Origin of the sequence: Mesorhizobium sp. M5C.F.Ca.ET.164.01.1.1, from assembly GCF_004792125.1 — a bacterium.
GTDB classification, from domain to species: domain Bacteria; phylum Pseudomonadota; class Alphaproteobacteria; order Rhizobiales; family Rhizobiaceae; genus Mesorhizobium; species Mesorhizobium wenxiniae.
This window is the reverse complement of record NZ_SRTG01000505.1, coordinates 1-297: the sequence shown is the minus strand read 5'-3', so window position 1 is coordinate 297 and position 297 is coordinate 1. Positions and strand designations below refer to the sequence as shown.

General features: G+C 42.1%; 1 protein-coding gene. It reads left to right on the top strand.

The window, feature by feature from the left end; genetic code table 11:
- On the top strand, positions 1-222 hold a 222-nt coding region (locus tag EN807_RS35355), incomplete at its 5' end, for a hypothetical protein (RefSeq protein WP_189522709.1).
- Positions 223-297: the final 75 nt, after the last annotated feature.

The window sequence follows — 297 nt, the reverse complement described above, 5'->3', positions numbered from 1 at the left end:
GAATACCATCGCAATATAGGATATCTGGCTGAATTCTCGCTGATGACGGCTCTTGTCACCGAATACCTTTCTTATTACAACTTCGGTATCCCGCCTCCATTTCATGAAATCTTCTTGTCCAGTGCCGGACGATATGACCAATTCTTGAAGGGCGCGTTGTTTGGTAAGAAGATCGATCGCCTGTTTTCTTTTCATCATGTGAAAATATTTGTCCGTGTCTGATTTGGCTTCGCTACGAATTTAGCTTACTTGTTGAACAGACCATTTCTTGGTTGTCGATTTTAATCACTGGTTGTG